Source organism: Ottowia thiooxydans DSM 14619 (genome assembly GCF_000422885.1).
Lineage (GTDB): Bacteria > Pseudomonadota > Gammaproteobacteria > Burkholderiales > Burkholderiaceae_C > Ottowia > Ottowia thiooxydans.
The window spans coordinates 66526-90207 of sequence record NZ_AUGX01000024.1 but is presented as its reverse complement, the minus strand read 5'-3'; the positions used below and the strand labels follow the sequence as shown (position 1 = coordinate 90207).

The window sequence follows — 23682 nt, the reverse complement described above, 5'->3', positions numbered from 1 at the left end:
CACAGATGCAGGCGGTCCTGGATCGCTGGTCGAACCGCCGCCAGGTCATTCCACCGGAACTGATCGGGAAGATTGCGCCCACCAGGCTGGAGAGCATCAACTTGCGGGGTGTGTTTCGCTTCCCGGTTGACCGCTATGCTGACCAAATCCTGCCTTCGCGGCCAAATGCATCGATAACTGGCACCAATGGATGAAACCGACCACGGTTTGACGCCACGAATCGCAGATTTGAAAGTGAACAGGAAAGTCAATGAAATCAACGATCTACCAACACCACCTCCGCGCCAGTGCTAGCTTTTCGTACCGTCACTTATTGCACTGAAAACGAGGAGACCCCCTGGTGGGTATACCCCCACTCGCCATCGAACGCTCCGTACTTTCGCGTGAAGTTGCTGTGGTTAGATTCGCTTGGGGTGATCATTTGACTCTCCAAAAATTGTTGTAGATGCCGAGGGAGCTGCTGACGCCAAAACCGAGGTTGAGCAGCAGCAGGCCGAAGTAAGAATGAATCGCCGCAAAAGCAGCGAGGGACACGTTGGAGACCGCGAACAGCAACCACGCGTAGCGTGAATGCCTGGTCGTAGAGGCCAACAAGAAGGATCCGCTCAGGCCGAAAGCGGCGCCGAGCCATTCGAGATGCACAGGGTTCATGGCAGATCGCTCCGGCGCCAAGTAAGGGAAGGGGAAAAGCCGCACGAAGGCGGCTTGTGATTCAAGTGGTCAGTCCGGCAAGCGGGACCATCCAGCAGCAGCGGGAACCGGCGCTGAAATCGTGCGAGCAACGAAGCCGTAGGGTTTGGAAGCCCTGCGGATCAGATCGAGCTCTTCGGTAGCGGACACGAGGCGCGGGTTAATTGCGACCGGCGTGTTTTGGACAATTTGCATGCCTTGAACCAGTTTCGAGAACAGGTTTTGTGCGAACGCGATGATCATGGTTGACTCCGAGCCCAGTGGGCGAATGACCGGCAAGCCGATCGGTTGAACATGCTCGGAGATGGCAACCGCGAAAAAGTCCGTGGCTCGGGCCCGTTGCCGGCCGGTGCCAGGGCAAATCGTGGAGATATTGCGAGATCGTGGGGATATTGCGAGATCGGGCGATGGGCCGGGTCGGCTAAAGTAGGAATGCAATCAATCGTTCAACTTCGGCAATTTGGAGACCCCCCAGTGCAAGCTCAACGTCACGCTCACACACCCTCCCTGTCTCGATTGATGGCTCTGGCGGCCCTTTGCGCGCCGTTGGGCAGCGCCTACGCCCAGAAGGCAGGTGACTTCGTCGTTGGCGCTGGGGTGCTGCACTACGCGCCGCAGGACAAGAGCTCCACGCTGCGCTTCACTTCGCCGGTGGAGCGGGAGATTCCTGGCTCGGGTTCGAGTCTGCGCAGCTCAACCACGCTGGGCTTCAGTGGCCACTACTTCATCACCGACCAGGTCGCGATCGAGGGCGTGCTTGGCGTGCCGCCGCGTTTGAAGCTGTACGGCTCGGGCACGCTTGCTCCCCTTGGGCAGCTGGGCTCCGCGCGCCTGTACGGGCCAACGGTGCTGGCCAAGTACTTCTTTGGCGAGCCAGAGGACAAGCTGCGGTTCTCCGCCGGCGTAGGCCTGACCTACGCATACTTTGGCAACACTCGATTGAACGGTGGCTTGCAGCAGGCGCTGGGCGGTGCAATTGGGTTGCCGCGGATGCTCGAACGGCCGTGACGTTTTGCCTCTCGCCTGGTCAGGCGCACGACGCGCCTGAAGGCCGGCGCCTGCTCAGCAGTCTTGGGCCGACCAGCAGACCAGTGCACTTGTTGATGGACCGTGCCTACGAAGGCAATGAGACACGGCAATTGGCGCTGGATCTGGGTTTCATTCCAGTGGTGCCACCGATGAAGACGCGGATCGAACCTTGGGAGTACGACCGCGAGATGTACAAGCGTCGCAATGAGGTCGAGCGCTTGTTCCGTCGGCTCAAGGGCTATCGCCGCATCTTCTCGCGGTTCGAGAAACTCGACCTCATGTTCCTGGGCTTCATCAGCTTCGTGCTCGTCGCTGATGGACTTCGGATGTGTTAACAGGCCCTAGTCCAGAACGGTGAGCTCGATGCTCTTTCCGGCGCGCCAGCAGTACTTCACAAGCGAATCGATCGAGAACAGCTCCAGCCTGTCGTTCAGGAGGTTGGAGACGCGAGGACGGCTGGTTTGCAGCTTTGCTGCAACCTCCTCGGTGGTGAGCCCGCTATCGCGGATCCAGGTGCACAGCTCTTTGGCGAGTGCGTCACGCACCGAGTCGACGGATGTGTAGGTGGCCATGGCTCAAATAAGAAAACCCCCTTACGCAAGAAGCGCAAGGGGGTTGTGATCAGTGCAGGGCGATAGCGAAGCGCTTGCCCGTTCTGAAAGCCATCGAGAACAGGTCACCGATGGAGAACTCGTTGAGGTGCTGACGCACCACTTTCGAAATCACCGAGAGATCGACACCGAGTTGGCTTGCGGCCGACTCATGCGTCAATTGGCGCTCGGTCATCCAGCTGGTGACAGCACCGGCGAGGTTTTCCTTTAAGGCGATCTCCTCACCGATGCGGCGATCAGCCTCCGCCAGCAGCTCTTCTGCTTCGTCCGGCGGAAAGCCGAATGTGGCGAAGATGTTGTCGGTCGGCAGCATGGCCTCCTGGCTGCTTGCTTTCGTCATTTGCGTCCTTTCGTTCGTTCGGCGTTGAGATCCGACAGTCTCTTGCGAGCGATGTCGATGTTGCGCTGAGGCGTCTGATTCGTCTTCTTTTGGAAGAAGTGCAGCGCGTAGATGGCCTCCGGATAGCTCTGGATATACATGGCGCGATACCAAGAATGGGCGTCTCGGACGCCCATCTGCAGGACCTTGGGCCCTACGGTCTCAAACCACTCGACGCGATCGGGGAGTTGACCCCACTGCACGCGTCGGAACTGCTCGCCGAAAGCCTTGCGGATGTCCACGGGCAAACTCATCAGCTCATCCCGTGCAGCGTCGCAGCAGAACTTCAACTCCTTCTTGGGTTTGACTGTATCAGTACTGGTACGCATAAGCAACGATGCCTCCATAGAAAAGGCCACTCAAAGAGTGGCCTGTGGGTTGAGCGAGCCAGTTCAGAAGAACGCGGTTTCGCTTGTCGACTGGGGTTTGGCGTCCATCTTGAAGCGCTGAACGATGCCGTCCAGCAGCTGGCGATGAAAGTCCAACTTCGATTGCGCCTTGGTGAGGTTGATCAGCTTGGCTTCCTTGATGCCCATGTCCATGAGCTTCTTCGCTGCCTCATCAGCACCGGCCTGGGCCTGCTTCCACAGACCCGGTATGGGACTAAGCAGCTGGTCTTGGTCGTCTTTGACGATGCAGTTGTGGTTCGCGAACATGCGGCCGTTGCGCTCGACAGGCGAGATCGTTGGTCGGATGATGAGCCACTGGCCAGGCTGCACGCTTGTGATGCGCTGGATCAGCTGCAGCGTCATCTCATGCGCCAGTTCGAGACTGATGACATGAGGATCTGAGCTGTTTTCCGAAAAGGCCAGCCGCATCTTGGGATACACGTTGCCACGCGCATCCTTCGTTTCGGCGTAAAAGACACCCGTCAAGCGCCCGGAGAACACTTCGACGATGCCATCGATGGCTTCCAGTGCTTCGCGTGCCAGGACCGTGGGCCCTTGCGGCTCGTCGAAGCTGTGGCCAGCCTTCCAGCGCTCATCCGTGGTCATTTTGCGAGCCGAGTTGAGTGCTTCGTTCGTGGCCCTGGCCATCGGGTCATTGCCCGTGTGTACCAAGCAGCCAGCGACGGGGTTGTAGGTTAAAAACATGTGAATCTCCTGCGAATGGATCGCACAGCGGCCGTGAGGCCAGGTTGAACATGCGTGGAAATGGCGGGCGTGGGAAATGCGCCGCCGGCGTGGCTCCGGTGTTCGCGCGCGCGAAACGGCCGCGCACCCCTACGGCCGACCTGGCCGAAAAAAATGGAGCCCTGCGTGAACAGGGCTCCATTGGGATCAGTCGCTGATGGCAGCTTCAACGGCCTTGACCGTGTAATCGACCAGGCTTGAGGTGGTCAAACAGCGCTCGGCCTTACCCTCGTAGTACAGCGAGTGGGCATCACCTAGTAGCAAGGTCACCACGTCGATGCCGAGTTCCGCCGCATCTTGATAGGCAGCGTCCAAAACGCCCGTGTCGTTGGTGTCACCGTCGGTGATGAGAACGACAAGGCGTCGCTGCTGCGTTAGCTGCGACGCTTCTGCAACCGCCTGGTACAGCGCTGCGCCGGCACTCGTCCCACCGCACGGGTATGGCACTAGCAGCTTTCGCCGATTCGTGCTCCAGTCCTCATCGGTCAGTTTGATCGACTTCGGGCTGTTGTTGAAAGCGAAAGCAGAGAACGGCACGCCGTACTCGTCCAGCAGATCAGCCAATCCGACGTAGAGTCCATTCGCCGCAGTTGCCCGCGAGGTTGGATCCTGGCGTGAGATCGGATCATTCATGGACGTGGAGAAGTCGCACATCAGCACCACGCCGGTGTCGATGCCTCGCGCATGCGACTTGTTGGTGAACACCCGCAAGTCGCAAGTGGGAACGCGATTCAAGTGCCGACTGCTCAGTCGCTTGCCCACCAGTCCAACATGGCGACCAGCGTGGGTCATGGTTTTGAGCACGTCGATGATGTCTTCCGAACGACTTGCGATTCGATTCGCAAGAGCCAAGGTTGCTGGCTGGGGAGGCAGCAACGTCGGCCATTCACCGCAAGTCGGATCGCTGACAGCCTTGCGGGTGTGCTTGGAATCGTTCATCTCTTGCGAGGCCGCCTCCGTGATTTCCACCACTGGCATTTCATCGTTCGACTGCTCCAGGAGCTTTCGAGCGGCTGACTGGATCTGCTCTCCGTCAGCGCATCCAGCGCCGGCGCCGCGGCCTTTGCTGGGTTTGCTGCCCTTGCCTTTGCCTTTGCCTTTGCCTTGGTCTTCGGGCTGACCATCGCCGGCGCCATCCCCATCACCACCCTGCTCTTCGGCAGATTCGGCCTCGCCTTTGCCCTTCGCTTTGGCTTTACCTTTGGCTTTGCCCTTCCCCGTCCCTTGGCTTTCGCTTTGGGCAGAGTCGGGCTCACCAGCTTCCCCGTTAGGTTCGCCGTCCGACGGTTGCGGTAGCTTGCCGACGGCCGCGGCTTCGACGAGCCGCTTGATCTGCAGGGTCAGCTCCAGCGTGTCCTGTGTGGACTGCGCCGAGGCGGACTTGGCTGCAATCGCGTAGATCTGCGTCCACAGCGGGCCAAAGGCCTGCTGGCAGAGCTTTTCATAGGCAGCTGCGCGCGAGCCCAGGTATTGAGCCTGGCCTGGCAGCAAGTTCGACCGACAGACGATGAGCAGTGCGTTGACGAGCATGGTTGCTCCGTCTTCAGGCTGGAGGTGTTGTGGCTCGGGCCCGAAGAAGTCTTCCGTGTCGACCAACACCCGAACAAGCTCGCTGAGGTTGTTTTTCGTGCCCGGCTTGCTGGCCATCGCCATCGTCTCGATGAAGATGTCCTCCAGGATGTTGTGAATGGCTGCGTCGAGGTTGGTGATCTTGTGATCGGCGAACTTCTGCACCCAAACCTTGAAGTCGGTGAACCGACCGTGGCCGAGAGCTTCATGGTCCATCATTCCGCGAACGATGATCTCGTCTTTGGGATCATTGGACAGTCCCCAGTGCTGGGGTATGCGAATGCACTTGCCATCGCAGCTTGCTGTGGAGACGGCCTCGAAGGCCACGTCCATGTGCACGCTGTTGGCGAGGATCTTCGCCAGGATTTTGAGGTTGCGCATTTTTTTCTCCAGTGTTCCGATCGGTGATCGGGGTTGAACATGGCTGGAGATGGCGCGGCGGAGAAACGCTTGCGCTGAGGGAGCGCATCCCTATAATCGAAAGCGGAGAGTTGAGGAGACTGTGCGAGGCCACTCCGCCTCGGTTGAACAGCCAGTCGCCGTCAATGATCTGAAGGGCCGCTCCATGAGCGGTCCTTTTTTTGGCCCATCAAAAAAGAAAACCACCGCCCGCGGTTGCAGGAACGGTGGTGTGTGGGTCAGAACCAGGCGTGCTGCTTGCCCGCAGTCAGGAACCGATCTCTCCAGCTCGGAGATCTGAGGTTGAACACGGGTACCTGGTGATGGGACGCGATCGAGATGGCCTGGCCAGTGCCGCCGGTCGCCCTTGTACGGGTCGCGTGTGACTCGCATCCGTCCTGTGTCCAGCACAACACGAACAGCGACGGCGTGGCCATCTCGTGGCCCAGGATCTGCATGGCGTTTCGCGCCATCAGGGCGCGTGCGCCGCGGCTCAATGACTGCGGTGCTGGGTGAAACTGATCGACGCTTGCCAGCGCGGCCGGCGGCGTCTTGAAGACCTGTGGACGGCCTTGGAAGCCATCCCAGGGCACGAAGATAACCTTGGCGTCAGCTCGGTCGACGCCGCTTTCAAAAGCGGTGTCAGCGCCAGGTGCTGCGCCGCTGCGCAGGACCAGGCCGCGATCGGCCAGCCACGCAGCACAGCGCTTCATCGTTTCCTGCACCTCTTGCGGCGTCTCTCGGGATCCGATGCCGGTGTAGTAGCGCACGGGCGAGCTCATCTCAGTTGGCGTCGAGGTGCCAAAGACTTTGGGCGGTGAGGTGGACATAGGTCTCCTTGAGTGGCGCACAGCGCCGGTTGAACATTCAAGGAGATGGTGTCGCGAACGGAATGCGCTGAATCAGTCGAAATCCGGGTCGACCACAAATGACCCGCCACGGCCGGCCACGGCGATGGGACGCTCTTGCAGTGCGCGCCACGCGGTGCGAAGTTGAATCCTGCGTGCAAGCACCAGGCGGAGCAGATTCACGAGGTACATCGCACCCTCACTGGTTGGCTAACTTGTACGAAATGATAAAGAAAATGTAGGTTCTCATTGATCTTGCAAATATTCTCACTATTTGCAAATCTCGCTGCATGTCCTCTCAAACAGAGAAAGTGCTAACTTTGCCAAGTTAGTGCAACAGTGCAGTTAGAGAAAATGGAAAAGGCGCTCATCTGAAGCGCCTTTTTTGTCGCGGGGGCAGTCGTAACAGTTAGATCAATAGCTTCTTGATTTTTGAAGTTGCGCGAGCAATGGTGGGCAGCTAGAGGTTGTTTGGATTCATTCGTGAGGCGGTCTGGACGCCTGCTTCGAATAGGTCCGGTCATTCGGCTGGTTGCACCAGGTAACCCCGAGCTAACGACGCCGACCTGATCATCGGTTTTTGCGCTCGTGCAGGTCACAAGTGCGCGCAGTGCCGAACCACCCTTGACTAGACATCGATGGCGGTGGTCTTCCAGACGTCCTGCGCCAACGCTATAAGCATCGCGTGCCTTTTTTCGATGCTTACCGCATCCCACGCAGGGAAAGCCTCCAGCTTTGCGTTGATCCGCGAGATGGACGTGTTTTGCCCAACGTCGGTCAGCGCCACCAAACTGCGGGTCAGGTAGTTGCCGCTCTTGCCGTACTCGACTTGCTTGGCCGTGTAGAAGTCATTGCCCGCGACGATGTTGATGGGCTTCTCCAGCAAGGTCAGGTTGCCCAGCCGGTTCTTGTAGTCGTCGTAGGCCATCCCCGGATTCTCGGTGGCCCACTTGCTGCGCAGATCGTCCTCTGGCTTGTTGGGCAGGATGTGCTCGATTTCCAGATTGGTGAACGGCTCTAGACTGCCCGGCACCTTCACCCCGCTGAAGGCCATGTCGACGTGCTGCGTCAGCCGCGCCAGCAGGTAGCGCGTGCGGTACTGCTGCATCGAGTACAGCGTGAAGCGCTTGAGGGCGTCGGCCAGCTCCTGTGATTTGCCCGCCATGTTCTTCTCGAAGCGCTCGGCGATGAACGCGTTGAGCTGCACCTTCTGTTTCACCGGATCGCTGGTCTCCGCAATCGCGCGCAGCTCGTCAGCCCACTGAGAGAAGCTGCGTTCCAGATCCTTGGTCGGTGTCTTGGTGAAGATGTAGTAGAAGAGGAAGCTCTCCAGCTGCGCCACGAAATGGTCGAACAGCGGCTTGGGGAAATTCGCCGCTGCAAGCAGCAGGACGAAGTGCAAACTGAAGGCGCCGCCTGCCAGCCGCTTCAGGCTGTCCATCGCCAGACTCGGCTTGCCATCGTTACCGAGGCCATTGGCGAAGGCCAGGTAGTGCTCGACGTTGCGGATCACCTTGCGTACGAACTCGAAGGGCTTGCCTGCGTAATCGCACAGTGCCGCGTTGTCCTTCGCGATGAACCAGTCGTAGATTTCGTCCTCGCGCACTACCGCGTCGCCGCGCTGATTCTTGATGACGTAGTTGGCCATCAGGAAGTAGCGCAGGAAGCGCAGCGGTTTTTCCTTTTGCTTCTCCAGCGGCTTGGTGATCTTCTTCCACTCGTCCTTGAGCTGGGTGAACTGTGCCTGCTTGACCTGCGTGAACAGCAGGTTCTTGAGCAAGTCCATCGGGTTCAGGCCCACGCCGCGCTCGTTGATGGTCTCGAAAATCTTCAGCGCGCTGCTCACGTCGGTGGATATCTGGATGAACACGACGTTTGTGGCGAGATAGAACCAATACTTCTTGAGCTTGGCGGCGTCGTCGTAGTTGTCTTTCAGATAACGGTACAACGTTGAGTAAGCGTTGATGAGGTTTTCCAGCGATCCGAAGCTGGCGATGCCCGATGCTTGAACGCCCGCGCGCACGGCCACAGGGTCGCCATTGATCTCGACAACCTTAGCCATGACCTCAGCCGCGCTTTCGTAACGGGGATCAAGCTTGAGACGGGTCACGATCCCGGTACTGCCGGTGTAGCTGTCGGAAATCAGCCGGTTGAGGTGCTGGGCTTCCGGCTCCTGTTGCAGGAGGTGCCGCAACGCGCACAGCAGCAGGAAGAACGTGGTCAGACGCTGCTGGCCGTCGATGACCTCGTAGTGGTTCTTCTGGTCGGTCGGCGACACCAGCACGGTACCGATGAAGTATTCGCGTGTCGTGCCCACATCGATCTGCTCGCCGATGTCCTCCAGCAGTTGATGCACCTCCTTGTCCGTCCAGACGTACTCGCGCTGGTAGTCCGGGACGATGTAAAAGCACTCCCGGAACGCTTCCTCAATGCTGTATTTGTGGTTTTCGATGCGGGCCATAACTCTCAGATTCCTTTTATTCTTGCGTCAGTGACGTGACGGTTCTCGCCAATGCTTATTGGGCAGTTCAGCGATGCGAAACCGACCACCCCGATGACAACGCCTCAGCTTGCTGCAGCACGGTCTGCACGGCCGCATCCTGCAAATCAGGCGGATAGCCATACTTCCGCAGAATGCGCTTCACCAGCACGCGCATCCGCGCCCGTGCCGAATCGCGGTGCGCCCAATCGACGGAGACGTTTTCGCGCAGACTGACCAGCAGCTCGTGAGCGATGAGTTTCAGCTTGTCGTCACCCATCATCTGAATGGCGCTTTCGTTCTCGGCCAGTGCGTCGTAGAAGGCGATCTCCTCGTCGGACAGACCTTGCTCTTCGCCCCGCTGGCGGGCCGCGCGGATGTCTTTGGCCAGTTGGATCAACTCCTGCAGCACCTCGGCGGTGGTGATGGCGTTGGCGTGGTACCGCGCCACAGCGTCCTCCAATCGCTCCGAGAACGCCTTGGTCTGCACCACGTTGGCCTTGCTGCGCGAACGAATGCCGTCGTTGATCAGCTTGCGCAGGGCTTCCAACGCAAGGTTCTTTTTCTCCATCTGCTGGACTTCGGCGAGGAACTCGTCGGAGAGGATGGAGATATCCGGGCTCTTGATGCCCGCAGCGGCCAGGATATCTACGATCTCAGTCGACACCACTGCACGGCTGACGATCTGCTGGATCGCCAGTTCGCGCTCTTGCTGGGTCACGCCGGAGCCGGTGCTGCTCTTGACCAGCGCGGCACGAATCGCCTGGAAGAAGCCGACTTCCTCACGAATTTCGCGGGCCTCGTCGGATGCGGATGCCAGGGCGAAGGCCTTGGACAACGCCAGCACGGCGTCCTGGTATCGACGGTGTGCGTTCTTCTTGCCGTCCTTGGTTTTCTCTTTCGCGGCCAGCTTTTGTTGCAGATCGAGAATCCACTCGATGGCTCCCGCCATCATCGCCAGGCGCTCCTGCGGCGTGCCGCTCATTGCGGAGGCGTAGTCGTAGCCGTGGTACATGTCGCGCACCACCTCGTACTTCTCCATCATCACCGCGACGGCCTGCGCTTCGTCGACGCCGGTGTTTTCCTGATCGTTCTTGGAGTACTGCTGCAGCGCAGACTTCAGATTCTGTGCAATGCCGATGTAGTCCACGATCAGCCCCGCAGGCTTGTCGCGGAACACGCGGTTCACGCGCGCAATCGCCTGCATCAGTCCGTGACCCTGCATTGGCTTGTCCACATACATCGTGTGCATGCACGGCGCGTCAAAGCCGGTCAGCCACATATCCCGCACGATCACCAGCTTGAGCGGGTCTTTGGGATCACGGGCACGCTTGGCCAGCAGATCGCGCCGGGCCTTGTTGCCGATGTGTTGCTGCCATTCCTGCGGGTCGCTCGCTGCACCCGTCATCACAATCTTGACCGCGCCCGCGTTGTCGTCCGTGCTGTGCCAGTCCGGGCGCAGTTTGACGATTTCGTCGTATAGCTTCACGCAGATGCGGCGGCTCATGCAGACCACCATCGCCTTGCCATCCAGCGCAGCCACGCGATCCTCGAAGTGCGCGACCATGTCCTTGGCCACCAGAGCCAGGCGCTTGTCGCTGCCGACCAGGGCTTCCACCGTTGACCACTTCTTCTTGAAGCGCTCCTGGTCGGTTTCGGAATCCTCCTCGGTTAGCTCGTCGACTTCGGCGTCGATCTTCGGCTTCTCTTCCTCATCGAGTTCGATGCGTGCCAGTCGCGATTCGTAGTAAATCGGTACGGTTGCGCCGTCCTCGACCGCACGGCTGATGTCGTAGACATCAATGTAGTGGCCGAATACCGCCGGGGTGTTAACGTCGTCCGCCTCGATGGGCGTACCGGTAAAGCCGATAAAGGATGCGTTCGGCAGGGCGTCGCGCAGGTACTTGGCGAAGCCGTAGGAGATTTCGCCAGTCTTCGCGTCCACCTTGGCCTTGAAGCCGTACTGACTACGGTGCGCTTCATCGGCGATCACGACCACGTTGCGTCGCGTGGTGAACGGCTCCGCGATCTCGCCGAACTTCTGCAACGTCGTGAAAATCACGCCGCCGGATGCCCGGCTCAAGACTTTCTGTAGATCTTCGCGGCTCTCGGCCTGCACCGGCGTCTGCCGGATCAGGTCGCGGCACATCGAGAACGTCGAGAAGAGCTGGTCGTCCAGATCGTTGCGGTCGGTCAGCACCACCAGCGTCGGGTTGGCCATTGCCGGGTGTTTGACCAGTTGCCCGGCGTAGAACGCCATCAGCAGGCTTTTTCCTGAGCCTTGGGTGTGCCAGATGACCCCGACCCGCTGATTGCCCTGCGGCGAAGACGCCGTCACCGTGCTGTTCACCGCGTGCCGCACCGCGTGGAACTGGTGGTAGCCCGCAATGATCTTGGCCAGGCCCGACCCGGTTTCCCCGAAGACTGTGAAATAGCACAGCAGGTCAAGCAGGCGGCGCTGCTCGAACACGCCCTCGATCAGTGTTGAAAGCTCCGGCGCACCCTTGGGGGCAACGTCCGTACCGTCGGTGGTGCGCCAGGGCATGAAGCGCTCCAGGTCTGCCGACAGCGAACCCACCCGTGCCGCAATGCCGTCCGAGGTGACCAGCAGCGCGTTGGTGTTGAACAGCTGCGGGATCTGCTGCTTGTAGGTCTGCAACTGGTTGAACGCGCCGAGCAGATGCGCACCGGCGCTGCCCGGCGCTTTCAGTTCAATCACGCCCAGAGGCAGGCCGTTCACGAACACCACCACATCGGGCCGCCGGTTGTTCTGGCCGTTGATGACCACGAACTGACTTACCGCGAGCCAGTCGTTCTGCTCTGGCCGCTCCACGTCGATGAGCGCGACCTTGCCCGCTGTCAGGGTGCCGTCGTTGGCGTAGTACTCCACGTCCACGCCTTCGGTGATCAGCTTGTGGAGGCGGCGGTTTTCTTCGAGCAATGAGGGCAGTTCGGACTGCATCACCCGCCGCACAGCATCCTGCCGCGCTTCCAATGGCAGTCCAGGGTTCAGGCGTGCAACGGCGTCCTCGAAGCGCTTCTTGAGCACGACTTCATCGTGGCTCTCGCGCTCCGGTCGGTGGCCATCGGGGCCGATGTCTTCCTCGCGTTCGATGCTGTATCCCAGCCCTCGCAACTGCTCCAGTAGTGCCAGCTCTACGGCGGCCTCCGACAGAAACGCCATTACGGTTCTCCTTGTTCTTCGACGGGCTCCACCACTGGAGCCGGAGCCCCGCGCGCAGCATTCAACGCCTCGACATAGGCGTCCCGATCCAGCTGGTAAAGCAAACGGCTGACTTCGATGTTGATGGGTAGCTCATCACCCCCCGGCAGCAGGAAGCGCAAGGTTGGTGAGTCGCCGTCCTCGGCGTCCACTGCCAGCCCCACGTGCGCGTCGATCAGCGCGTTGTCTGTTGCGAATCGCTCCCACGGCTCGCGCGAGCTGCTCGGGTCGAGCTGCGCATCCAGATAGGCCTGATGCAGAAAGGCCACGATGGCATCGGCCGCCAGCACGGCACTGCGTCGGTGGTGCTCTGCCAACCGCGCCAGATACGGATCTTTGCCGTGACTGGCGGGGCCTGCCTTGTTGCGTAGGTCGTTCAGTGCGTCGGCCAGCTTGTGATGGCTGGACACCAGCTTCTTGAACTTGTCATCGCGCACGTCGCCCAGCTTGAGCGCGCGAATCGCCGAACTCAGCCAATCCGAAAGCGAGGGCGTTTCCTGTACCGGTTTCAGCGGAGCTTGTAGAGTGTGGAAGCTGTCAACCACCACCCGGCACACCACCTCGACAACGGTCTTGGCGCAGTCGATGCACGCATCGTTGTTCTGCTCCAGATTGCGCTCCATTGCCTCAAAGGTCTGTTGCAACATCGGCGCGTCACGCCAATGCCCGCAGGCCTCGCGGATGCCGGGGCACCAATCCAAGGTCATACCGCCGCTCCGACGATGCGCTCTGCATCTGGAACGCGCAATTCGCCGGAGATGAGTTTGGGCAGCAGGGCGTCGCGGACTTGGGCGAGGGAGCGGGACTGCTGCGCGTTGCTGACCAATTGATCGAATTGCGAAGCAATGACAGCATCAAACTTTTCCATGCTCTCCGGTGGTGCAACAGCAATCCGAGCCTCCGTGAGGTGCTTGCGCTGAATGTGGCCCATCGTTGTAGCCTTGCCAGCGGCAATAGCGCGGAATTCCGACAAGTGGTGACGGGTGGCGAAGAAGTAGAACCACTTCGGCACCTCGTTGGACGTTACCTTGAACAGATGCTGGTTCAATGCGCCGCGCCCACCATTCCAAACTTCAACTTCGAGCGAACCCGACCACGAGAACAACACATCGCCATCGACAACCACATACTCGGGCTTGATTTGCGTGCTCGCCTTGTCTGCTCCATTCGTGTGTCCAGCACGCAATTGCGCGATCTTGATGACCGGAAGGAACTCGGTTTCGCTTTCAGGCGGAAACTTCTGTAAAGCAAGACCGTTTAGGTAGTTCGCAATCGAGTCCAGGGAGCGCATTTCCCACCCCTCCGGAATCTCTCCTAACTCCGATTCAACGAGGCGGTCGGGAAAGAGGTCATAGAGGTGCGCGGGCAGGCCGGGCTGCGATTGGCCGCGCTGCCAGCGGCCTTCCAGCTTGGCGCGTACCGGCTCGAAGTCCACGAACCACGCTTTGAACAGGGCGCGGGCCATCGCCTCCAGCGTTTCGTTGCTGCGACGGTTGAGTTCGATCTTGTCGTCCAGCGTGCCGAGGATATGGGCGATGGCGCGTTGTTCTTCTACTGGTGGAACTTCAACAGGAAGAGCCTTGAGAACGGCAGTGTCCAACTTCCCCGCGCCAATGCCGGTGTGCTCAACCTTTGAAAGGAGCATCGGCTCATGAGCAGTCAGCCAGTAATACAAATAAGTGCTGCTGATGCCGTTCTTCGCACGAAGCGCTTTCACATCTTGATTGAATGCGACATCACGTGTGGCTACGCCAACAGGAATTCGTTTGTGAAGCTCACTACCCCGGACAAGAAGAAGAACATCGTTCTTGCGAGCGAGCCTGCTTTTTTGCTCCAAGCCTTTCTGGGTAAGTGTCCTGTCTGATTCGCTCAACCTGCCAGACTTCATTGAACTGGCACTTATCCACGGAATATCTCCACCCCAATATTCTGGATTCTCTTTCGGAGGCGTTCCTCCTGAAGCCCAATCAGTTAGTTCACCGAGAGAAGACGCAAGCCATTCATTCGCCATACCCAAGCTCCTTCAGGTTGGCTTCAATCGCCGCGTCCAGCTTGGCCGCTGTTGCTCGCTGCACGCGCCACAACGCCGAGAGCCTCAGCATCTTTTCCTCGAACGGCTCGCCATCATCTTCCACATCCACCGCGCCCACGTAGCGACCCGGTGTCAGCACGTGGCCGTGTTTGCGGATGTCTTCCATAGATGCCGACTTGCAGAAGCCTGCCACGTCGGCGTACTCACCTGCGTCTTTCTCACCGCGCCACGCGTGGTAGGTGTCCGCGATCTTCTTGACTTCTTCGTCTGTGAGTTCGCGCCGGGTGCGATCCACCAGCACGCCCATCTTGCGGGCGTCAATGAACAGCACCTGCCCGCGCCGGTCACGCAGGCCGTGGCCCGGGTTCTTGTTGCGGGCCAGGAACCACAGACAAGCGGGGATCTGCGTGGAGTAGAAGAGCTGACCGGGCAGCGCCACCATGCAATCCACTGCGTCGGCTTCGAGCATCGCCTTGCGGATATCGCCTTCGCCAGACTGGTTGGAGCTCATCGAGCCGTTGGCCAGCACCACGCCCGCCGTGCCGTTGGGTGCGAGGTGGTGGTAGATGTGCTGGAGCCACGCGTAGTTGGCGTTGCCCACTGGCGGCGCGCCGAACTTCCAGCGCACGTCGTCGCGCAGGCGGTCGCCGCCCCAGTCGGAGATGTTGAACGGCGGATTGGCGAGGATGTAGTCGGCCTTGAGGTCGCGCAGTTCGTCCTTGTGGAAGCTGCCCTCGTTGTTCCAGCGGATGTCGGAATCGATGCCGCGCACGGCCAGGTTCATTTTGGCCAGTCGCCACGTGGTGTAGTTCGATTCCTGGCCGTAAATCGCAATGTCGCCGATGCGGCCGCCGTGCTGCTGCACGAATTTTTCCGACTGCACGAACATGCCGCCCGAGCCACAGCACGGGTCATACACGCGGCCTGCCACGCCCCGCGCGGGATCAGGCAGCGGTTCGAGCATTTCCACCAGTACGCGCACCACGGACCGTGGCGTGTAGAACTCGCCCCCACGCTTGCCCTCCGCTCCGGCGAACTGGCCCAGGAAATACTCGTACACCCGCCCGAGGATGTCCTTGGAACGGTCGCCTTCTTCGTTGAGCGCAATGCCGGAGATCAGGTCGATCAGCTCGCCCAGCATCACCTTGTTGAGCGCAGGTCGGGCGTAGTCCTTGGGCAGCACGCCCTTGAGCGATTCGTTGTCTTTCTCGATGGCGCGCATCGCGTCGTCGATCAACGTGCCGATGGTGGGCAACTTGGCGTTGGCTTGCAGGTGCGACCAGCGCGCCTCCTTCGGCACCCAGAACACGTTGTCCGCGAGGTACTCGTCTTTGTCCTCGGCAGCCTGCGCATCTTCGGCCAGCAGCGCCTTGCGCCTGGCCTCGAAGGCATCAGAGATGTACTTCAGGAAAATGAGCCCGAGCGCGACGTGCTTGTAGTCGGAGGGCTCCATGTTCCCGCGCAGCTTGTCGGCGGCCTTGAACATATCGGCCTCGAAGCCGAGAGTTCCTCCGTTGCCGTTCTTGTTGGTGTCGTTCTGTGCCATTGGGCCTCTTCCTATTTACGTGGTGCTTTCGCGGCCGGGGCTTGATACCCCGGCGCGAGCTTGGCGTTCTCTACTCCGTACAAGGCCAGCGGATCGCTTAGCCAGAGACGGTACTGTTCGTCTTTGAGCCGGTGGTCGGGCGATTAGTCCACGCTCCAGCGCAGCAGCATGTAGCCAGCCACCGCTGCGCGCACGCGCATCCGGATCGAGCCGTCGGCCATCCCGTAGTCCCTCTTGATGACCTCGAGGCATTCAAGGCGCGGGTGCGGCACGAAGTCCAGCTCGACGATGCGCGTCCGCTGGATGTCGTTGTCCGGACGTCGTTGGCCTGCGGCTCCTCATCAAGAAGGGGCGGCGCTTCGATGCGCGTGACGACAAAGTCCCGGATCTCGCCGCTCTTGCGGTCAAAGGCCCGGACGTGCCAGCGCAGTCCGGTGTCCACCAACGCGAAGGGCACGATGACTCGCTCGGACTCACCGCTGCTCATCGTGTGGTAGCGGATGGCGACTGGCCGCTTGGCGTAGATCGCCCGGCAGACCGAGGCCAGCACATCCATCTTCGGGCTGCTCAGGGCGGTGGGAGACTCGCACGGCAGCAGCGGCTGCGTTGCATCGTTCACGCCATCGCCGAAGCCCAGAGCCAACGCCGACGGCACGCGCTGCGATGCGTGCTCGAACAGCGGGGAAAACGCCTTCTCAATGCGGTAGATATTGTTGCGACCATCAAATGTGATGCTCTGTGACGCGATTTTCCGGTAAAGCGCCAAGTAGCGTGTCGCCCCCGCCGGAGCCACACCGAAACGGTCTACCAGGTTTGGTCGACCGATCTCATCGAAGAAGTAGAGCCGGAAGTCGATGTAGGCCAGCCTCTCGCGCTGGACGTAGCTCCGGCTCTCGACAGCTTGGGGCCGAGTCACCGAAGCCTCCTCATTTAAGACGGACGACCGAAAGACTGCGATTGGTTTTATGTTTATCCATTGACGGTCGATTTACATAATCAAGTTGATGACATTGTGCGTGACAAACAGGCGGTCAAAAACGCAAGCGCACCCCGCAGCTGGCCAGTCCGTGATTGAGCTGGCATCCTGTGGTTCACTCCCGGTCGAGATTTAAGCCCCATGCTGGCGTCGAGAAGCGGACTCGATACATCAGAAGACACGATGGCGGTCGTCGCAACCAGGATTGCCGAGACGGTTGCCGAGCTGGTCTGTGTCCACGAAAGCGGCCATCACCGCCTCGCACGTCACTCGATCATTCATCTTGAGCGCCCTCCTCGCTGTCGGCGTTTCGCGCCGCATCTGATGCGTAGATCTGAGCCATTTCCGCCAGCAAGAAACCTCCGAGACTTCCACCATCTATGAAGCGTGCGAACGAATGGGCAATCGACGCCGTGGCCAGTCCTTTCGCTCGCATGCTCTCAAACGCCTTACGGGCCAACTCGACCTTTGCCTCCCTTGGCAGGCCGTCGACAGTTCTGCGGGCCACCGATAGCGGCGTCTCCTCTACGTCCTGGGCAACTTGCGGGGGTTGCCCTTTCGGACCAGCTGCTGGAGCTGGCAACGGTGTGTGGGACGTCAGTTGCGCAGCGCCGTGGTCAACGTAGCCCTCAAGCTCAGTGACCATGCTTCGCAAATAGGCGGAGCGATTCTCAATCGGCACAAGATCGTCTCGCCCGAGTCTTTGCTCCATTCGGGTCAACGCGGCCCGGACAGTTTCAATGCCGCCACGAACGCTCTTTGCGAGCGCTGCCAGATCCCGCAGCGGCACACCGACGGCTACACCCTTCTGGACAATGTCAGCCGGCAAACTGGCTTTCTGATCCTCCGGCATGCGCTTGCGTTGAACGCCAAACTGGACGGCGGTCACCGCCCTTCCCGTTCGCTTCTCGATCAACTGAATTGTCAGATCCGTCTTGGCGTTGATCTCTTCGATCGCGTCCAACACCGACTCACTCTTGACCTTCCGCCACTCGCGCTTGGGCTGCGGGGGCGCATCCTTCAGCTTGCGCCCCGTCACTACTCGCACACTGCGCCCGCTCAATGCCTCCACCCACCAGTCCGGAGGCTGAACGCAGGTGACCCCTGACGGGTTGGTTCGGTACCGCGAACAGATCTCATAGAGGCTGATGGCCGCATACGTGCGAAGCTGGCCCACGTACTGAAGGTTCAGCTTCGTGTAGAACGCAGGGTCCTTGAGCGCCACCAAAACCTCGGGCGGAAACGCCCATTGCACGAACAGATCATTCCCTCGCTTGATGATCTTGGACACGCTCAACAGTGGCATCTCACCCCACTCTTCCGTTTGCGCGTTTTTGTCGACCGACTCCCACTCGACCAAGGTCGACATCATTTCGTGGAAGTGATTCTTCGCCGCCGTGGTCCACGTCGACGCCGCCCCCGGTAGGTTCGCCGTCAATGAGGCGAGTCGCGCTTCGAACGTCTCCTCCGCCAACATGGGCGCGCCCCGCTCCAATCTGGCTTGGAACTGCCGGCCACCCTCAAAAAGCAGCTCATTGAACAGCTTGCGGGACAACGGGCTCAGCCGGCCCGCCGTCGGGATCATCACCAACAGCTCGTTGGGCTTCGCAAGAACCTGCGCGGCCAATCTGTCAGGCTGGGAAGTGTCCACCCTTGTCTCCTTTTCTGGACGCATCATACACCGACCGGGCCGAACACACGATGGAAAAGGCGGACAGTTCGTTGATCTACTGCCGGGACGCGAACGGAAATCGCGGACACTTCGGGTCGCTCAAGCGCGGCGGCAACACCAGCTCCGCACCAAACCACTCCGCCTGGCGCCGTTTTTGGGTAAATCTAGGGCTGCGATCCTGCTCCGGCCTGCTCACGAGGGCAAATGGAGATCCCGGACGAACAAACGGAGGTCGCGGACATCCGAACGGAAATCCCGGACACTTGCATGGAAAGCCCGGACACTCGTCTTAAAAATATCCTTTATTTCCAGCAACTTAGGGCCGTTATCCACAGACTTAAAGGTATTGAAGACTCTCTTTTAGCCTTCCTGTAGACGGGGCCGACTCACCATGAAAGGCCGAAAACACCCCGACAATTCGACCAGCGAAGCTGAATTCTTCGTTTTTCGTCTTTTCCGCTCTAGAATGTAGAAATGACGAACATTCCACCCTTAGTCCCGGAGATCGGCTTCAACGAGCTGAAGGTTGTGAGCGCGAACGCCTTGGATGTGATCAGCCAAGTCCGCTCAGCAATGCTAGCTCCCGAAGCGCGGAAGCGCCCGCCGACGTTCAACAGCGCGCAGCTGGCCGAACTCTGCGGGATCGACAAGAGCCGCCTTCACTACCTAGTCAAAAAGGGTGGCTTACCGGGTGGCACACAAGGCAGCGGCAATCGCCGCGCGTGGACTTTGGCCGAAACGAGGCAATGCGTGCGAACGGTCAAAGCGGACAGGCTGCGAGACCCCACTCTATCGCCAGGCGCGACTATCACCGTCGCGAACTTCAAGGGAGGGGTCAGCAAGACCACGACGGCGGCAGCGCTCGCACAAGGCCTCTCCCTTCGCGGCCACAAAGTGTTGGCCATCGACACGGACCCTCAGGGCTCCTTCACGACGCTGCATGGCGTGTTGCCGGACACCGAGGTGTCAGAGGAGCAAACCATCCTTCCGCTGTGCTCGGGGGATGCTACGTCCATCAAGTCCGCCATCCAGAAAACCTACTGGGACGGAATCGACCTGGTCGCAGCGGCCCCCCTGCTCTTCAACGCCGAATTCATCCTGCCGAGCCGCCAAAAGACAGAGAAGAATTTTGCGTTTTGGCGCGTGCTTGACGAAGGGCTTACCGAGGTTCGCGACGAGTACGACGTAATCATCATCGACACGCCTCCGGCCCTTTCGTACATCACCATCAACTCGCTGATTGCGGCTGATGGCGTGATCATGCCCTTGCCACCCAACGCGTTGGACTTCGCCAGTTCTGGCCAGTTTTGGAGCCTGTTCACCGAGGTCTGCAATAGCTTGTTCGAATCGCGTGGTGACGCCAAGAATTTCTCGTTCGTGGACGTTGTCCTGTCGCGCGTGGATCGCGCGGACGTGGTGAGTACAGCTGTTCGTGAATGGATCGTGTCAGCCTATGGGTCCAAGGTCCTCTCTATCGAGATCCCGAAAACCTCCGTTGCCGCCAGTGCGAGCGCTGAATTTGGGACGGTCTATGACCTCGACTCTTCGACGGTGCAAGCCAAGACCCTCAAGCGCGCTCGCGATGCCTACGACCAATTGGTCGACCACGTCGAAATGCAGATAGGCGGTGTGTGGGCCCACAGCGCACAAGTCGTGCGCTCGATGATGGCCGACGCCTGAGGAGCAAGCCGTGACGAACAAAAAACTGTCTCTCAAAGACCGAGCTCTAGCGGCCGTCTCGACCCGGCCAGCTGTTGGCGCGGCGGCCGTGGTCGCTGCTCCCCCGGCCTCACCAAAAACTGGGCCTGGCGCCCTCATGGCGCATCTGGCGAAAGAGTCGACCGTCCAGCGCGAGAACGATCAATTGCGCACCGAGCTGGAGACCTGGGAAGGCGCGACCCCAGCTCGCAAGCTGGACCCAACCCTGGTCAAACCGTCGCGCTGGGCAAACCGTCACCCGGATTCATTCAGAACCGCCGAGTTCAACGCCTTCAAAGAGGAGATTCGAGTCGCCGGCGGAAACATCCAACCGGCCAAGGTTCGTCCTAGTCCTGGCACCGACGGCGAGTTCGAACTCGTGTTTGGCCATCGCCGTCACCGTGCCTGCCTGGAATTGGGCTTGCCACTCTTGGCGGTGATCGAATCGATCGATGACCAATCTCTGTTCGCAGAGATGGATCGTGAGAACCGTAATCGCCAAGATTTGAGTCCATGGGAGCAGGGCAAGATGTACCTCAATGCCCTTGACTCCGGGCTTTTTCCCTCCGCGCGCAAGCTGGCTGAGCACGTCGATGCTCATCACAGCGTAGTCAGCAAGGCTCTATCTCTGGCGCGATTGCCCCAACCCGTCATCGACGCTTTTGCATCTCCTCTGGATGTTCAGTTCCGTTGGGCCAAGCCGCTGACGGACCTCAATGAGGCCGATCAGAAGACTCTTCTGAAGCGCGCGGTGTTGGCTCAAGCCTTGGGCCCGGATCGCACATCGAAGACCGTCATGGACATGCTTCTGGGTGTCGACGAACCTACAACGTCAGCTGTCCCACAAGAGCCCATTAGCATTTCTGTGCGCGGCAAATCGGCTGCTGTCATTCGCTTCGATGCAAAAGGCAAGGCGACCGTTTCCTTCTCAGCTGAAGCTGTACCGCCCACGCAGGTGAAGGCTCTGAAACGCGCCATTGAGGCATTCCTCATTTTGGGCAGACCCGAAAAACAAGAGGCCGAATAGCCCTTTTGTTGAGGTGTCGCACCGTGCGACACCCCAAAATTCGACCTGGTGTCGCACGGTGCGACACCAGGCGCACCCATCAATGCGAGGTAGCTAGGCAAGGGGCGTACCCGCGCTGAAGACGCCGGCGGGAAATCTCGGCCAGCACGGTGGCCACTGCTTGATCCGGCACGACCTTCTCTTGCGATCCGCCCAACTTGCTCCCGATCCCGCCCCAGTGGCAGAGCACGACGGCATCGCCGAACAGGTCTCGGCATACCCTCACTTCGTAGTAGCGCGCCTTGCTCACGTTCTCCCAGCGCAGAGGGGCGTGATTCGGTCCGATCGACGGTGCGAAGTCATTCATGGGGTTTCTTCCCGCCGGCGAATTTCTCAATCTCTCGGATGGCCACGTCGCGCTCTGTGGTCAGGTACTTGCTGAGGGTGTTGAGGGACGCGTGGCCCATGTTCTGGCGGGCGACCATCATCGAGACGGCGCCGCTGTTGAGGCCGTGCGAGGCGTGGCTGTGGCGCAGCCAGTGGGTGCTGGCCGCCATCAAGCGTTCGGCGTTGGGGCCGTCCATGGTGGCCGCTGCGCTCTGCATCACCCGCTTCATCGCCTTGTAGAGCCCGGACGGCGTCCAGCCTTCCTTGTTGCCCTGGTCGTCTTTGTCCAGGTCGGCCAGGATCGCCAGGCCCTTGTTGGCCTCATCGGTGACGGTGCCTTTGCCGTGGTCGGCGAGATCTCGCTGGAACTCGTCGACCAGGGAGGAGGGCACGACCACGCCGCGGTGCTTCGTACCCTTGCCGATCACGTTCAGGATCCAGCCGACGCGCTGGGCGCCGGTGGCGTCGATGTAGTCGACGGCCTCCAGGTCGCCACACTTGGCCGCGCACAGCTCCGCGGTGCGAAGTCCGGTCGCGTAGAGCCAGTGCAGCGCCCGCGCGCGCCGGCGGCCCAGCAGGCTTTTATCCTCGGCCGCCACGGCTTCCAGTGCGGCCCACTGATCGCGGGTCAGGGTCCGGCCAGAGCCCAGCGGCCGCACCGGAACCTTGGGCGGTGTCACCCCCGAGAAGGGGTTGCCGATCATGTAGCTCTGCTTCATGAGGAAGTTGAACAGGCCACTCAGGATCCGCTGTGCCTGTTGCCGCGCAGGGGCCTTCAGCGGGCCTTCGAGCGGCCGCCACAGCGGCGACCAGCGCTGCAGGTGGCGCGGCGCGCACCAGCGAGCAGGCGGCTCCTTCAAGAACGCCATGAAGGCCATGGCGTCTTCGGTCGTGAGCGAGGACATGGCCTTGCCGCGCTCCAGCACGGTCCACAGCAGCAGGCGCTCGGCTTCGCGCCGGTAGGCGCGCTGCGTGTTCGGTTGTTCCTGCTTCGTGGCCAGCCAGGCCGTGATCGCCTCATAGTCGTTGCTGGCCGACAGCAGGCTGCGCTCCGCCCGGAATGCGCCTTGACTGCCGTCCAGCTCGGCTGGGACCTTGAACTTTTCCAGGGGGACCAGGTCGGTGGCGGGTCTGACCACCAGAGCCAGCTGCCCAGGATCGGCCTCAGATCTGCGAATCAGCGCGTGCTCGCCGATGGGCAGGTACGTGGAATCTGCGTGCAGCTTCATCCACTCGGTGATGCGCGCTCCCTTGAGCTCGCCTATACCTGGCGCGACCGTCCACCATCGCCAGCCCACGCCGTTGATGCGTTCGGCCAGCAGGAAGAGGGTGTGCAGGCCGGCCTTCTTGAGGTGGCCGGCCAGGGAGGGTGCAAACCAGGCCTCCACGCTGTCGCCGCCGGCAGGCAGCTGACTGACAGACTGCTCCAGCCAGTCCAGGGCCAGCAGCTGCCGCTTGATCAGCCTGGCGCGTCGCTGCAGCCGGGTCCGCTCTTTGGGGTCCTCCTGCGAGGCCTTGCCGTATTCCTCGACGTAGCGCTCAATTTGCTCGGCCTCGCTGAAATCCTCCATGCCAATGGCCTGGACGAACTCCTCCAGTGTGGGCGGCGCCTTGGCAGTCGGCTTTGAGGCGGGAGCAGGTGCGTCCTCGGTCGGTCCGCCCAGGTTCAGCAGCACCAGCCGGGCGGTGCCAGGCTTGTTTTCTCGCTTGGCCGCGGCCGCAAACTCGCTGCGGATCCAGGCGATCGTGCTGCGCTTGACCCGCTTGTCGGTGGCGCTGCCCTCGGTCGCCAGGTAACGGTCCCAGGACTTGTCCAGGTCCAGGCCCTCGACCAGCGCTCGCATGAACGCGAAGTGGCCTGCGTGCAGCTTGCGGCCGCTGCTGCGCACCAGCTGCAACTTTCGCCTCTCCGCCATGGCTCACTTCCCGAAAGAAAAGCGCCGAAGCGCTTGTGAATGGCCGCCGCCGCGGCCCAAGATCCCGTTTCGCGCGCGCGAAACGGGAT

General features: G+C 60.5%; 21 protein-coding genes and 2 pseudogenes. 5 read left to right on the top strand and 18 right to left on the bottom strand.

The window, feature by feature from the left end; translation table 11 throughout:
- A partial coding sequence (locus tag G518_RS0118280) for a hypothetical protein (protein ID WP_028603782.1) occupies positions 1 to 194 on the top strand: 194 nt, incomplete at its 5' end.
- Positions 195 to 417: 223 nt separating this feature from the next.
- Here the strand turns inward: G518_RS0118280 and G518_RS35790 are convergent.
- Positions 418 to 651, bottom strand: coding sequence for a hypothetical protein (locus G518_RS35790; RefSeq protein WP_036595182.1), 234 nt, complete (start codon positions 649 to 651; stop codon positions 418 to 420).
- Between the two features lie 69 nt (positions 652 to 720).
- On the bottom strand, positions 721 to 933 hold the full coding sequence (locus G518_RS0118265; protein WP_028603781.1) for a hypothetical protein: 213 nt from the start codon (positions 931 to 933) through the stop codon (positions 721 to 723).
- Positions 934 to 984: 51 nt separating this feature from the next.
- Here G518_RS0118265 and G518_RS35785 point away from each other — a divergent pair, with 51 nt between their 5' ends.
- Both G518_RS35785 and G518_RS0118255 read left to right on the top strand, forming a co-directional pair.
- A complete protein-coding gene (locus G518_RS35785; protein ID WP_084651962.1) occupies positions 985 to 1698 on the top strand; it encodes an OmpW family outer membrane protein in 714 nt (237 codons plus the stop codon).
- Positions 1671 to 2054, top strand: a pseudogene (locus G518_RS0118255) (transposase); the annotation flags it as partial. The gene G518_RS35785 and the pseudogene G518_RS0118255, both read left to right, overlap by 28 nt.
- 6 nt (positions 2055 to 2060) lie before the next feature.
- Here the strand turns inward: G518_RS0118255 and G518_RS0118250 are convergent.
- The 14 genes and pseudogenes from G518_RS0118250 to G518_RS0118175 all read right to left on the bottom strand — a co-directional run bounded on the left by G518_RS0118250 (position 2061) and on the right by G518_RS0118175 (position 18565).
- Entirely contained in the window at positions 2061 to 2291 is a 231-nt protein-coding gene (locus G518_RS0118250) for a helix-turn-helix domain-containing protein (RefSeq protein ID WP_028603779.1), read from the bottom strand.
- Between the two features lie 49 nt (positions 2292 to 2340).
- Positions 2341 to 2670 (bottom strand): helix-turn-helix domain-containing protein, encoded by a 330-nt coding sequence (locus tag G518_RS0118245; RefSeq protein WP_028603778.1) that lies wholly within the window; start codon positions 2668 to 2670, stop codon positions 2341 to 2343.
- Positions 2667 to 3038, bottom strand: a complete 372-nt coding sequence (locus tag G518_RS0118240; RefSeq protein WP_036595233.1) for a type II toxin-antitoxin system RelE/ParE family toxin — start codon at positions 3036 to 3038, stop codon at positions 2667 to 2669. Before G518_RS0118240 ends, G518_RS0118245 begins: the two co-directional genes overlap by 4 nt.
- 63 nt (positions 3039 to 3101) lie before the next feature.
- Positions 3102 to 3803: a hypothetical protein gene (locus tag G518_RS0118235; RefSeq protein WP_028603776.1), complete on the bottom strand. Its 702-nt coding sequence runs from the start codon at positions 3801 to 3803 to the stop codon at positions 3102 to 3104.
- Between the two features lie 186 nt (positions 3804 to 3989).
- On the bottom strand, positions 3990 to 5792 hold the full coding sequence (locus tag G518_RS0118225; RefSeq protein ID WP_028603775.1) for a vWA domain-containing protein: 1803 nt from the start codon (positions 5790 to 5792) through the stop codon (positions 3990 to 3992).
- A gap of 257 nt (positions 5793 to 6049) precedes the next feature.
- A complete protein-coding gene (locus G518_RS35780) occupies positions 6050 to 6640 on the bottom strand; it encodes a hypothetical protein (protein WP_211231737.1) in 591 nt (196 codons plus the stop codon).
- 72 nt (positions 6641 to 6712) lie between these two features.
- Positions 6713 to 6850: a hypothetical protein gene (locus G518_RS40060; protein ID WP_156909455.1), complete on the bottom strand. Its 138-nt coding sequence runs from the start codon at positions 6848 to 6850 to the stop codon at positions 6713 to 6715.
- Between the two features lie 436 nt (positions 6851 to 7286).
- Complete coding sequence (locus G518_RS0118210; RefSeq protein ID WP_028603774.1) at positions 7287 to 9119, bottom strand: DUF262 domain-containing protein; 1833 nt, start codon at positions 9117 to 9119, stop codon at positions 7287 to 7289.
- A gap of 67 nt (positions 9120 to 9186) precedes the next feature.
- Entirely contained in the window at positions 9187 to 12321 is a 3135-nt protein-coding gene (locus G518_RS0118205; protein ID WP_028603773.1) for a type I restriction endonuclease subunit R, read from the bottom strand.
- Complete coding sequence (locus tag G518_RS0118200) at positions 12321 to 13067, bottom strand: abortive infection family protein (protein WP_028603772.1); 747 nt, start codon at positions 13065 to 13067, stop codon at positions 12321 to 12323. Before G518_RS0118200 ends, G518_RS0118205 begins: the two co-directional genes overlap by 1 nt.
- The gene (locus G518_RS35775; protein WP_036595179.1) at positions 13064 to 14371 is read right to left on the bottom strand and encodes a restriction endonuclease subunit S; all 1308 of its coding nucleotides are present in this window, start codon (positions 14369 to 14371) and stop codon (positions 13064 to 13066) included. The genes G518_RS0118200 and G518_RS35775 overlap by 4 nt, the downstream gene beginning before the upstream one ends.
- Complete coding sequence (locus G518_RS0118190; RefSeq protein ID WP_028603771.1) at positions 14361 to 15938, bottom strand: class I SAM-dependent DNA methyltransferase; 1578 nt, start codon at positions 15936 to 15938, stop codon at positions 14361 to 14363. Before G518_RS0118190 ends, G518_RS35775 begins: the two co-directional genes overlap by 11 nt.
- 11 nt (positions 15939 to 15949) lie before the next feature.
- Positions 15950 to 16854 (bottom strand): annotated as a pseudogene (locus G518_RS35770) (WYL domain-containing protein).
- Between the two features lie 334 nt (positions 16855 to 17188).
- Positions 17189 to 18565 (bottom strand): replication initiation protein, encoded by a 1377-nt coding sequence (locus G518_RS0118175; RefSeq protein WP_028603770.1) that lies wholly within the window; start codon positions 18563 to 18565, stop codon positions 17189 to 17191.
- A gap of 495 nt (positions 18566 to 19060) precedes the next feature.
- On the opposite strand from G518_RS0118175, the gene G518_RS0118165 reads away from it, so the two are divergent.
- Both G518_RS0118165 and G518_RS38630 read left to right on the top strand, forming a co-directional pair.
- On the top strand, positions 19061 to 20266 hold the full coding sequence (locus G518_RS0118165) for an AAA family ATPase (RefSeq protein WP_036595175.1): 1206 nt from the start codon (positions 19061 to 19063) through the stop codon (positions 20264 to 20266).
- A 10-nt stretch (positions 20267 to 20276) separates the two neighbouring features.
- Positions 20277 to 21311, top strand: coding sequence for a ParB/RepB/Spo0J family partition protein (locus tag G518_RS38630; RefSeq protein WP_051236988.1), 1035 nt, complete (start codon positions 20277 to 20279; stop codon positions 21309 to 21311).
- 79 nt (positions 21312 to 21390) lie between these two features.
- Here G518_RS38630 and G518_RS35760 read toward each other — a convergent pair whose 3' ends face one another.
- Entirely contained in the window at positions 21391 to 21657 is a 267-nt protein-coding gene (locus G518_RS35760) for a WGR domain-containing protein (RefSeq protein WP_051236986.1), read from the bottom strand.
- Entirely contained in the window at positions 21650 to 23566 is a 1917-nt protein-coding gene (locus G518_RS35755) for a phage integrase family protein (RefSeq protein WP_245598018.1), read from the bottom strand. Before G518_RS35755 ends, G518_RS35760 begins: the two co-directional genes overlap by 8 nt.
- Between the last annotated feature and the right edge of the window lie 116 nt (positions 23567 to 23682).

What these genes read in the sequence shown, in the direction of transcription:
- G518_RS35790 (WP_036595182.1), bottom strand. Translation starts at nt 651, where the DNA reads ATGAACCCTGTGCATCTCGAATGGCTCGGCGCCGCTTTCGGCCTGAGC.
- G518_RS0118265 (WP_028603781.1), bottom strand. Translation starts at nt 933, where the DNA reads ATGATCATCGCGTTCGCACAAAACCTGTTCTCGAAACTGGTTCAAGGC.
- G518_RS35785 (WP_084651962.1), top strand. Translation starts at nt 985, where the DNA reads ATGCTCGGAGATGGCAACCGCGAAAAAGTCCGTGGCTCGGGCCCGTTG.
- G518_RS0118250 (WP_028603779.1), bottom strand. Translation starts at nt 2,291, where the DNA reads ATGGCCACCTACACATCCGTCGACTCGGTGCGTGACGCACTCGCCAAA.
- G518_RS0118245 (WP_028603778.1), bottom strand. Translation starts at nt 2,670, where the DNA reads ATGACGAAAGCAAGCAGCCAGGAGGCCATGCTGCCGACCGACAACATC.
- G518_RS0118240 (WP_036595233.1), bottom strand. Translation starts at nt 3,038, where the DNA reads ATGCGTACCAGTACTGATACAGTCAAACCCAAGAAGGAGTTGAAGTTC.
- G518_RS0118235 (WP_028603776.1), bottom strand. Translation starts at nt 3,803, where the DNA reads ATGTTTTTAACCTACAACCCCGTCGCTGGCTGCTTGGTACACACGGGC.
- G518_RS0118225 (WP_028603775.1), bottom strand. Translation starts at nt 5,792, where the DNA reads ATGCGCAACCTCAAAATCCTGGCGAAGATCCTCGCCAACAGCGTGCAC.
- G518_RS35780 (WP_211231737.1), bottom strand. Translation starts at nt 6,640, where the DNA reads ATGTCCACCTCACCGCCCAAAGTCTTTGGCACCTCGACGCCAACTGAG.
- G518_RS40060 (WP_156909455.1), bottom strand. Translation starts at nt 6,850, where the DNA reads ATGTACCTCGTGAATCTGCTCCGCCTGGTGCTTGCACGCAGGATTCAA.
- G518_RS0118210 (WP_028603774.1), bottom strand. Translation starts at nt 9,119, where the DNA reads ATGGCCCGCATCGAAAACCACAAATACAGCATTGAGGAAGCGTTCCGG.
- G518_RS0118205 (WP_028603773.1), bottom strand. Translation starts at nt 12,321, where the DNA reads ATGGCGTTTCTGTCGGAGGCCGCCGTAGAGCTGGCACTACTGGAGCAG.
- G518_RS0118200 (WP_028603772.1), bottom strand. Translation starts at nt 13,067, where the DNA reads ATGACCTTGGATTGGTGCCCCGGCATCCGCGAGGCCTGCGGGCATTGG.
- G518_RS35775 (WP_036595179.1), bottom strand. Translation starts at nt 14,371, where the DNA reads ATGGCGAATGAATGGCTTGCGTCTTCTCTCGGTGAACTAACTGATTGG.
- G518_RS0118190 (WP_028603771.1), bottom strand. Translation starts at nt 15,938, where the DNA reads ATGGCACAGAACGACACCAACAAGAACGGCAACGGAGGAACTCTCGGC.
- G518_RS0118165 (WP_036595175.1), top strand. Translation starts at nt 19,061, where the DNA reads ATGACGAACATTCCACCCTTAGTCCCGGAGATCGGCTTCAACGAGCTG.
- G518_RS35760 (WP_051236986.1), bottom strand. Translation starts at nt 21,657, where the DNA reads ATGAATGACTTCGCACCGTCGATCGGACCGAATCACGCCCCTCTGCGC.